Here is an 11014-nt window from a genome sequence, read left to right as displayed (position 1 = left end):
GTGCGTCAATTTGCTGATTAAATTAACTAAAGGCTCAATATATGATGTTATTTTCAGATTTACTTAACGGGCAGAAAATCCTGCCAATTATACAAACTAGCTCTGTTGAAGAGGGAGTACAAATAGCAAAGGCGATGCAGGAAGGAGGCTTGAACTTAGTTGAAGTGGTGTTGCGTAGCGAGGCCTCATTAGCGGCGCTCAGTGCTATCAAAGATCAGGTTCCAGGTTTGTTAGTGGGCGCAGGAACGGTTACTGACAGTGATGTTTTGCAACAAGCTATTGATGCTGGAGCTGATTTTATTGTTACTCCAGCGATATCCACGCGTTTATTGGATGCCCTGAGCTGCTGTAAGATACCTGTATTACCAGGGGTATCCAACACTGCAGATATTTTACTTGCTAAAGAGTTTGGTTTTACACAAATGAAGTTTTTTCCCGCAAATTTAAGTGGTGGAGCTGCTTTTATAAAAGGTGTCGCAACTGTTTTTCCAACCATTAGTTTTTGCCCTACAGGAGGCATTAATGCGGAGAATAGGCAAGATTATCTCGCTTTAAATAATGTATTAGCTGTAGGTGGCACTTGGGTCTGCCAACCTCAATGGCTTGAAAATAAACAATGGCAACATATTAGCCAAGCCTGTAAAGAAGCTAATAGCTAAAAGTTATTGGCTGATAAGGATATTGGCCTTTTTAAATTGCATCGCAAGGGTCACAACTACGTGACAGGAAATGAATATAAATGCTGTAGAGAGCTCACCTTAACACTTTAGCATTGTTCTTCATTTTGACCCTCATTTCTATACTGACTACTTGATAATCAAATACCTTAAAAAAATTTACGATTTAAATTCATTTTAATATCATAAAGTTAACATTTGGTAAGGCCGCTTTACATCAAGGCCACCTTGCCTTTTCTGTGTTTGATGATAAATTGTTCTAAGCGCATATTTATTGTGCTCACACACAAAGATAATAAAATTAAAGATCGTTGGGGAACTCAATGGGTACTATTAGAAAAAATAAGACAATAAAGTTTAAACGTTCAGTGCTAAGCAGTGTAATCGCATTATATTGTTTAAATGGGGTTGCAGCCGAACCTGTTGCAAATAAAAATGAGTTCGAAGTTATTGAAGTGACAAGTGGCTTTAAACAAAATTTAGAGTCGGCTATTTTTGATAAAAAAGCATCGGATGAAATTGGTGACAGCATTTCTGCGGAAGATATAGGTTCATTACCAGCTCTAGATATGGGGGAGGCATTACAAGCCGTTCCGGGTGTACAACTAAATCGTGAAGGCTCACGTCGTGAATCGAGTGTTAATTTGCGAGGGTTGCCATCAGGTTTTGTTTTGACGACTGCCAATAATCAAGCTATTGCAACACCTACGCGTAACTCATCTAGCTCAGCATTTGGCCCAGGTAACCCATTTGGTGCTTATGACCCGTCTGTTTTTAGTGGCCTAAAAGTAGTTAAGTCATTATCTGCGGATATGATTGAAGGTGGTATCGCGGGTACTATTGACCAAGGCTTAAAGGGCGCACTAAGTAAAAAAGATTCATTTGTTACTCAAATTGGTGCTCGCTATGAAGAGCTAGCTGATGAAACTGATTTGGAAGGTGTTATTTCTGGTACCAAACATTTAATAGAAGATACTTTGGCTATTACTGCGACATTAGCTTATTCAGATCAATCGTTTCGACGCGATGCTATTAGAATAAACGCTTATGACACCATTTCAGAACAGCAATTTGATCAAGGTAATAACACTGGCAGTTTTGCTGAGTATAAAGCAGCGAATAATCTTCCTGACAACGCAATACTACAAATGCCTGGTGAATATCGCCAACAAAGCGAAACTAATTCAGGAGACCGAATTTCGTTTTCTGGCGGGATTGAGTATCAAGCGACAGAAGACTTGAAGCTTGGTTTTAATACTATCATCACAAAAAGAGAATTAAGTGGTGCTCGTTTAGAGCAACTTGAAATGCGCTTGGACCAAAAAACTGTGGGTATTACCCCTAAAGATGAATTCAAGCCTCGTGATACCGGGCAAACAGGTACCTCTGGTGAACCTATTTATGTTTTATCTGGCGTAGATTTTAACAATATACGTTATTACTTTGATAACCGCGGTGAAGCGCAAAAAGAGCAAGCGCAAGCGTATATTTTTGACGCAGAATACACCCTTGGTATGTGGAAGTTTGATGGTGCATTAACACTTTCATCGGCTGAAAATGAGTGGTCACAAGTGTTGATTTCTTCACGTATAGATAGCCCATCAGGTGTTGATGGTAGTATTTATACAGGTGAAGGGAATATTGAAAACTTTTATATGGATTTAACTGGCACTGAAAACTCTATGGATTGGGATGGTGCTACGTGGGTACCTAAAATGCAAGTTGCAAATACAGCTGTTACAAGCACAACCGGTGCTAATGGTTTGTATATGTTACTTACAGGGAACTATGAAAAAATAGAGCACCAAAATGATTCATTTGAAATAAATGCAGAGCGAGATTTTGACGACAGTTTTATCAAAAGTATTCGTTTTGGTTATCGTTATGCAGAGACCACGCTTGATTCAGAATATGCAAAAGGTTCACCAGTGGGGGTAGATCCTACAGGTATTTTGACTTCAGATGCGATGATTGATCCATCTTATGTCAACGAGCATGCATTCTTTGGTGGCGATGCTCCTGGTTTTGTGACAGCGGCAAATGGTTGGCGCTCATTTGATTTTGATTCAGTAAACAGTGCGTTATTATCAACTATCGATATTAATCAAATATCACCTTCTGCAGATGGTGAAAAACCTGTTTTATCACCAACTGGTTACGTGACTCGTGGTGGTCGTCAAGCTGATGGTTTAGTATATTCATCAACACTTGAAACAAATGCTCTGTATTTAATGGCCAATTATGAGTTTATATTTGGTGATCATTATCTACGCGGTAACTTAGGTGGGCGGTATATTGAGTCTAAAACGGAATCTCGTGCACCACTTGCCGGTCAGGGTGATATAAATAATCTCGAAGAGGGGGTATATCCTGATGATTACAATCACTTCTTGCCAACTTTAAATGCAGCAATTAATTTAGATGAAGATGACGATCTATTGTTACGCTTTGCGTATGGACAGTCGTTAGTACGACCAGATTTACGTTCAGCAACTCCATCAGCGTCGTTTAACTATATTCCAGGTTTAACAACAGTTCGCCTACCTGGCGTTGGCATTAAGCCATTTGAAGCAGACTCTTATGATTTATCGCTAGAGTGGTATAACCGACCAGGAAGTGCCATTAGTGTGGCCTTATTTCAAAAAGAAATTAAAAATTTATTCCAATCACAGCAAGTTTGTGATGCCTCTACCCTTGCTGGAACCGGTGTTAGTTTAGGTAAACTTACGGAAGATGCTGACGGTACATGCCGAACGGATGGTAATGATAATTTGACCGACACTGGATTAGTTTCTGCCGGTGATGAAGTACGTCTAAGTGGTATTGTTAATATCGAAGATACTATTGAAGTTAGAGGTTATGAACTATCAATTCAGCAAAATTTAGATTTTTTACCATACCCGTGGAATGGCTTTGGTGGTGTATTTAACTACTCAAAAACGTCGCAAGATGACTCTGATGAGATCCGTGTATCTGGTATTTCAGAAGATACTTTTAACGTGATCGGTTATTACGAACAAGAAAACTATGGGTTTAGGCTTGCATATAACTACCGCTCTGATTATGACTTAAGAACGGTAGGTACCTCAAATGGTTCAGGTGATAGAAGTGTTAAAGCTGCTGGTCGTTTAGATGCTTCAATTTATTACAACTTTAGTGAACAATTAACAATGAGTTTAAAAGCATATAACTTAACTAATACTTTGTATGAAGAGTATCAGAATAACGAATGGCAACCTCGTTCTACCATGTATGATGGCCAAGTTTATGCGTTAGCCATGAAGTATACTTTTTAATAATTACTGATAATAAAATTACAGTTGAGGTTAAACAATGTTTAACCTCAACTGCTGCATAAGATCATCAATTCCTGCTTTTTATAGGTGTGATGATTACCCTCATCTTTAGCTAATCCCCCCTAAGCATTTATTGTGCAGTTGTTACTTTTAAACTTTTAACCACATGATATATAAGATATAAATTATTTGTCTTTTTCTTGAAAAATACCACATTGGCAAGGTTGCCTTACCAATAATTGTGTTCTATTGTTTAAACGGTTGCAGTGAATTGCTTTTTGAGTCGCTGTACAAACCTCTAATAAAAAATCAGGACACACAATGAAAATAAACAAAAAAACAATCGCGGCTTTCAAGCTGAGTAACTTTGTTGCATGCATAATTTTAAGTTCATATGTACAAGCTGAGGTAGTGCAGGTTTACACTGCTACTGAATTGCAAAATGCGTTGAAAACCGCCAGTGCGGGCGATGAAATAGTCGTAAATGCTGGCAGTTACGTTGGCAACAAAGCAACCAGTGGTAGTAGCAAAGCACATTTTTACAGTGATCGAAGTGGTGAAGCTAATGATCCAATAATACTCAGAAGCGCTGATATTAGTAATAAGCAAGTACTTAAAGGGTCTACCATTGATTCAGGTTATATCTTCTACCTTAATGGTGATAACTGGGTTATTAAAGACTTAAAATTTAGCACTGCACAAAAAGGCATCATGCTCGAAGGTTCAAACCACAACGAGATTGATAATGTAGAGTTATCAAATTTAGGTGCAGAAGCAGTACATATGCGTTATTTCAGTAGTGATAATGTACTGTCTAATTGCTATATCCACGATACAGGTAAGCGTGTTGGGCAGGAAGGCTTTGGTGAAGGAGTATATATTGGTACTCATGATGGTCATACTGCAGAAAAGCTTGACCATAGCGACAATAATCGCATTGGCGGCTGTGTTATTGGCCCAAACGTAACAGCCGAAGCATTTGATATTAAAGCGGGTGTAAGTGGTACTGTGATTGAATTTAACTCTATTAATGGCAGTGGCATTATTGGTGATGCAGGTAATCCTGCCGCAGATAGTTTTATTGATTTAAAAGGTACAAATAATGTGATTAGAAATAATCATCTTGATTGGGGGGGAGACAGTAATATTGCCCATGCGATTTTTACTTATCAGGAACACCGTTCTTCCAATATATATAACAATGAAATCAACCTAAGCGTCGACGCTCCCACTTATAAAATATTAGAAGAAACTATTCACGCACAAAATAATATCCGCTTAGATGGTGGAACCAAGCAGGTTGATGCAAGTTACCAAGCTAATAAAATTGATAGCATTCTTGATCAGTCAATTGAAACAGCTTCGCGAAGCTATACCTGCTTTGATGAGCTCAATGGTTGCGGTATGCCTACTACTTCCCCTAATCCGCCGCCAACGTATACGTATCCAATTGCCACAGCTAGTAGTAATGATGGCAACGTACCTGAAAATACACTTGATGGCGATTTGTCAGAAAGCTCTCGTTGGTCTGCTTATGGAATAGGTGAGTGGATCAAATTTGAGCTAGAACAAACTCAAAATGTCTCTGTATTGAACATTGCTTTTAATATGGGCAATACTCGCCAAAGTAATATTCAGATTCAGCGTTCTTTCGATGGTAATAGTTGGGATAACTTACTTACTGCAACCAGTAGTGGCGAGACATTAGGATTTGAGTCATTTAACTTAAATGGTGCGCAAGGACGTTACTTTAAAATAATTGGTAACGGAAATAGCGTCAATGACTGGAATAGCTTTACTGAAGTTGCATTTGAATTTGGTCAAGAAACAGCACCGCCATCAGATATTGCAGGCTGCAATGGAATAGCTGATATTAGCTGGGGAGATAAAACTGAGGTAAGTATAGCCACGACTGACTGCATTCGTTTTGATAACGATCTAACAAATGGCGTTCTACAAGCTTGGGATAGTGATGCAAACAGTTCATGCGATTTTAGAGGTGAAATTACGGCAACCAGTAATAGCTCTATTGCTGCAACCGTCGATTCAAATTATCACGCTATTAATAGCTTAAGTGGTAAAACATTTAAACTTAGCCCGAATAATAGCTGTCAATATATTAAACTGAGAGCCTATTAACTGTTTTCGACTCATTGTATATCCAGGCATTTTGAATTGTTGCTTGGGTATACATTCCTCTTTTTACTTAGAAACAATCCCCACGCATTTTAAAACATTGTATTTACAAAAAATTTAACCTTTTAAGTTATTGATCTTTAATTATTTACAAAAAATGTAGTTATTATTTTATTGGTAAGGCCGCTTTGCCGCTTTACCTTGGTGTGTTGAGGTGATATGTTGAGCTATAAATCACACACAATGATACATTTTAAGGTAATAAAGATGACTATAAGAAAACAGAATAAACATTCTCTAAACTTAAAAAAAACATTACTCGCTTCATTGATTGCAATGAATGTTACAAGTGTTAGTGCGCAATCGGAGCAAGAGCAACTTACCGAAGATGATCAAATTGAGGTTATAGAGGTCTCTGGTCTGCGTGATTCATACAAAAACGCTATCAGTACTAAACGTGCTGCAGTAACAATTGTTGATTCCATCTCGCTCGAGGATATGGGCGCTTTACCTGATAATTCAGTGGCTGAAACTTTAGAGCGTATTACAGGTGTTGCAGCCGATCGGTTTAAAGGCGGCGCTAGTGAAATATCTATTCGTGGTTTAGGCCCGTTTTTAGGCATGTCGACGCTGAATGGGCGTGCAATTTCATCAGGTAGCGGTAACCGTAGTGTTGCGTTTAGCCAGTTTCCATCTGAGCTTGTGAACGGGGTTAAAGTCTATAAATCACAATCGGCTAACCTACTTGAAGGGGGTGTTTCAGGTGTGATTGACCTCGGTACTATTAAACCAGTTGATTACGGTAAAGAGAATTTCCAAGCTGAGGTAAAAGGCACCTACGACGAATACCAAAGTAAATTAGAAGATGATAATGGATTTGGTAATAAAATATCATTTTCATATACCAATACTTATGATGTTGGTGATGGTCAGTTAGGCTTTGCTATTGGTTATGCTGGCGGGGAGTCTCCACGTCCTGAAGAAACATATTTAACAAGTTCAACACTTAGAAATTGTAACTCGGATTATGGTTTGGATGGCGGAAGCAGCTGTAGTTTTAATGACTCTAATGCTGCAGCAAACGGCGGTGATGCAATTGATGGTGATTACTATTTCATCTCTAATGCATTTACATATCGTCAAATGGAATCTGTTGAAGATGATGATGCAGTGATTGCTGCCGTGCAATGGAAACCAACAGATAAATTAGATATAAATTTTGATGCACAATGGTCTGAAAGTTCATATTTTGAAGATCGTCATGACCTAAGTTTCGACGATGCCAGACGTCGCGTGTCAAACTGGCAAACAAATGACGACCATATTCTTACCAGTTATACGGGCGAGTCTCGGATTGCGAATATGAACGAAATGCGTACCCGCGACGAAGAATATAAAGGTGCAGGCTTTAATGTTAAGTGGCAAGTTACAGATGATTTAGAACTTGCATTTGACGCTGCATACTCAGGTACAAATAGATGGCAAGATCGCACTTATACACGCTTTAGAAGTAAGCGTAAATTTTATGACTGGCAGCAAAGAAATAGTCAACAATTTCCGAATGTAACAAATGTATATACTGATTTTGATGATGCTGCTGGTAGTAGTATTAACTGGCAAAGTGATGTAAATGATTTGGCATTCTTTGATGACGATAGTGAAGCACGTAAATATCGCTTTGAAATTGACGACCGAATTCGCAGTACTAAATTAGATGCTAAATACTTATTAGATGCTGGTATGTTTACCTTCTTGAGTTCAGGTTTTGCGTATTCTTCACGCTCTCATCAAAACTATGGTGAAGATCAGGTAAGTAAAGCAACCGCAAAAGATGATCGTGCTGGCGTGCTCGCAAGTGCAGCAAGTTGTCTCGAGCCTTGGCCACAATCAGGTTATGGTGAAGATGGTGATAGTCCTGTATCACAATGGGCATATTTAGATACATCATGTGCTTATAGCACATTGGTTGGAAGTGATGTGTTATCCCCTGATCCCAAAGCACCATCAGAAGCTGACATTGACTTAACTGAAGAGATAACGTCTTTCTATGTGATGTCTGATTTTGAGAGTGAGTTAGGTGGTATGTATGTTCGTGGTAATGTTGGGGTTCGTTATGTTCACACCAACATTGAATCAAAAGGGGTGACACAATCCTATACAGTCCAAACTAATGAAAATGGCTTTATAGAATTAGACGGTAATAATTCAGTTGAAATTAATCATTTCGAGAACTCATTCAGTAATGTATTACCAAGCTTAAATGTAATTCTAGAATTACGTGAAGATACTGAACTTCGTTTTGCTGCATTTAAAGCTATTTCTCGTCCTGATATGTGGTTTTATGGTGCTGGGCGTGAAGTGAGTGATATTACATACGACGATGGTTATACAACCCCAGAACAAGCACTTGATGATGGTAATGTTTCTGCTCGCGGTAATCCAAATTTAGAGCTGATCAAATCAAATAACTATGAGTTAGGTCTAAATTGGTATTGGGAAGATGAAACGATGCTTTCAGCTTCATACTATTATAAAACTTTTTCGGCACGTTTTGGGGCGGATACATCTGATGAGCAAATCATTGTAGATGGCACGTCATACGATACGACGGTTCAAGGTGTGCCGACTATTTATGATGATGAATCTAGCATCCAAGGCGTCGAGTTTACAGCGGTTCATCGTTTTAAAACATTACCGGAACCATTTGATGGCTTAGGCTTATCTTTAAGCTATAACTACTCTGATTCAGATTATATTACGCCTGAAGCCGGTGGCTCAATAACTGAAGATGCGCGAGCAGAAGTGACGCCTGCAAATTTAGCCGGTCTTTCTGAGCACGTGGCTAACACGCAAGTTTATTGGGAAGGTGAAGCGGCTTCTATTCGTTTGTCATATAAATATCGCTCAGACTACTTAAAACCATTTGGTAATGATTTATCACAAACAAATCGATTTGTAGATGATCAAAAAACAGTTGATTTGAGTCTAGGTTACAAGTTAACAGAACAATTGACTGCGAAGTTTGAAGTACTCAATTTAACCAATGAGCCTGCTGTTCAACAACGCGTGGCGCAAGGAGCTTATAACCAAATAGAATACAGCGGTTCTAAAGTATTCTTCGGTATTAAATATAAAATGTAACCTCATTACTGACTAACGTTAATCGATAGACCCCTTGCTGTCGATTAACGTCCTTCCTATTTCATTTTTAGTTCTAAGGCAAAAATATGACGTCTTTTATAATGAAAGCACTCATGTCTATGGTGTTCTACTTCTTGATATCCGCCAGCAGCTTCGCGAAGGTGCCGGGTGTATTTAATCAAGTATATTTACCTGATTACTCATATGCTGGTTATGAATTTGGTGAGAAACAGCCAAATATAAAAGAATGGCGCGTAATAAATGTGGCTGAGCATGGGTTAATTGCAAACGATGGTTTAGATGATACACAGGCGCTGCAGGCGTTACTTAAAAGGTTACAAAACGATCCTGAACCTGTGGTAATTCAATTTGGGCTCGGTCGTTATCAAATATCAGATATTATTCGCATTAGCCGAAGTCACCTAGTGATACGAGGTGCGGGAAAGTCAGCAACAGAGTTTTATTTCCCTCGTCCTCTCATGTACGCAACAACGCCTAGTGAAATGAAAGAGCTTGCACTATACCTCGATCAAGAAAAAAAGATTGAACGAAATTCAAGTCAAAATATTAAGTTGCCTTATACACTATGGTCTTGGAGCGGAGGTTTTTTTTGGACCGCAGTGGAAGGTGCACGAGTAAAAGCTTATTTACATGATTACAGCCCCACAGAACCGGTAATGGCTAATATCTTATCAGGGAAGAAAGACAGCTTCATTTTCACCGTTGATAATCCAAGCCAGCTAAAGGTAGGGCACGTTGTTGAAATTAATTGGCATAACCCTGAGGGTAAAAATGGTTCGTTTTTACAGCAACTTTATGGTGATAGTAATGTAAAGCTTGGCTCTCGTCATTGGGAAAATCCTGAACTTGCTTTATCACGCCAACAAGTGCTTATCACGGATATAAAGGCTAATAAGATAACAATAAAAACCCCACTGTTGCACGATATTGATACGCGTTGGAATGTAAATATACGTCAATGGCAGCACATTGAACAAGTCGGCTTTGAGCATTTCACAATGCGCTTTGATGAGCATCAGCACGTGGCTCATCATGTTGAGAGTGGATATAACGGCATATATTTAACACGTACGTTCAATAGTTGGATTAAAGATATCACTATTGAAAACTCAGATAGTGCTGTTTTGACTGAGAGTATCGCTAACGTCACTATTGCCGATGTTACAACCACGGGGAAATCATTAGCGCATTATACGGTGCAACTTGGTGGCGTGCATAATGTCTTGGTAAAAGGACTGACAATAGAGAATCCGTCAATTCATCCTCTGAGTTTTAATACTTTTGCTAATAAAAATGTTTATTTAGATTCTGATGTGAAAGTACAGCCCGTGTTAGATCAGCATTCAGGCGCGAATCATCATAATTTATTCGATAATACGCGTGTCCACATTACGCTTAACGAAACCCAAGGCCAATATAAGTATCCCTTATTTTTGGGTGGCGGCGCATCCTACTGGAAACCCTCGCACGGTAATCACACCACTTTATGGAACACCCGTATTAACTTTACAAATGGCGCGCTTAGTGATCAACCTATTGTTCTTTATGGCATGAAAGATGGTCCAAATGCTCGTCTAGTCGGCATGTCTGCAAACTTACCTTTTAAAATCGAGTATGGCCCGAACAGTTATCAGGAAGGAATAGGGGAATATTTTTCTGATATACCTTCTTTATATATTTATCAATTACAAAAGCGGCTTAGCAAACTCAAATCACGCTGAATTTTTGCTTAAATTAATTTAT

At 38.8% G+C, this 11014-nt stretch carries 5 protein-coding genes; all 5 read left to right on the top strand.

Annotated features, from left to right (window positions below):
* Positions 1-41 precede the first annotated feature (41 nt).
* Positions 42-659 carry a bifunctional 4-hydroxy-2-oxoglutarate aldolase/2-dehydro-3-deoxy-phosphogluconate aldolase gene (gene eda, locus CWB85_RS04955; protein WP_138554289.1) on the top strand — a complete coding sequence of 206 codons (618 nt, stop codon included), beginning with the start codon at positions 42-44 and terminating at the stop codon, positions 657-659.
* A gap of 341 nt (positions 660-1000) precedes the next feature.
* Complete coding sequence (locus CWB85_RS04950) at positions 1001-3973, top strand: TonB-dependent receptor (RefSeq protein WP_138554288.1); 2973 nt, start codon at positions 1001-1003, stop codon at positions 3971-3973.
* A gap of 321 nt (positions 3974-4294) precedes the next feature.
* Positions 4295-6112, top strand: coding sequence for a discoidin domain-containing protein (locus CWB85_RS04945; RefSeq protein ID WP_138554287.1), 1818 nt, complete (start codon positions 4295-4297; stop codon positions 6110-6112).
* 264 nt (positions 6113-6376) lie between these two features.
* Positions 6377-9250, top strand: a complete 2874-nt coding sequence (locus tag CWB85_RS04940; RefSeq protein ID WP_138554286.1) for a TonB-dependent receptor — start codon at positions 6377-6379, stop codon at positions 9248-9250.
* Positions 9251-9336: 86 nt separating this feature from the next.
* Positions 9337-10992, top strand: coding sequence for a hypothetical protein (locus CWB85_RS04935; protein WP_138554285.1), 1656 nt, complete (start codon positions 9337-9339; stop codon positions 10990-10992).
* Positions 10993-11014: the final 22 nt, after the last annotated feature.

Source organism: Pseudoalteromonas sp. S1727, from assembly GCF_005886375.1.
In the GTDB taxonomy this organism is placed as follows: Bacteria; Pseudomonadota; Gammaproteobacteria; order Enterobacterales; family Alteromonadaceae; genus Pseudoalteromonas; species Pseudoalteromonas haloplanktis.
The sequence above is the reverse complement of the archived record's forward strand: the minus strand, read 5'-3'. Positions and strand labels throughout refer to the sequence as shown.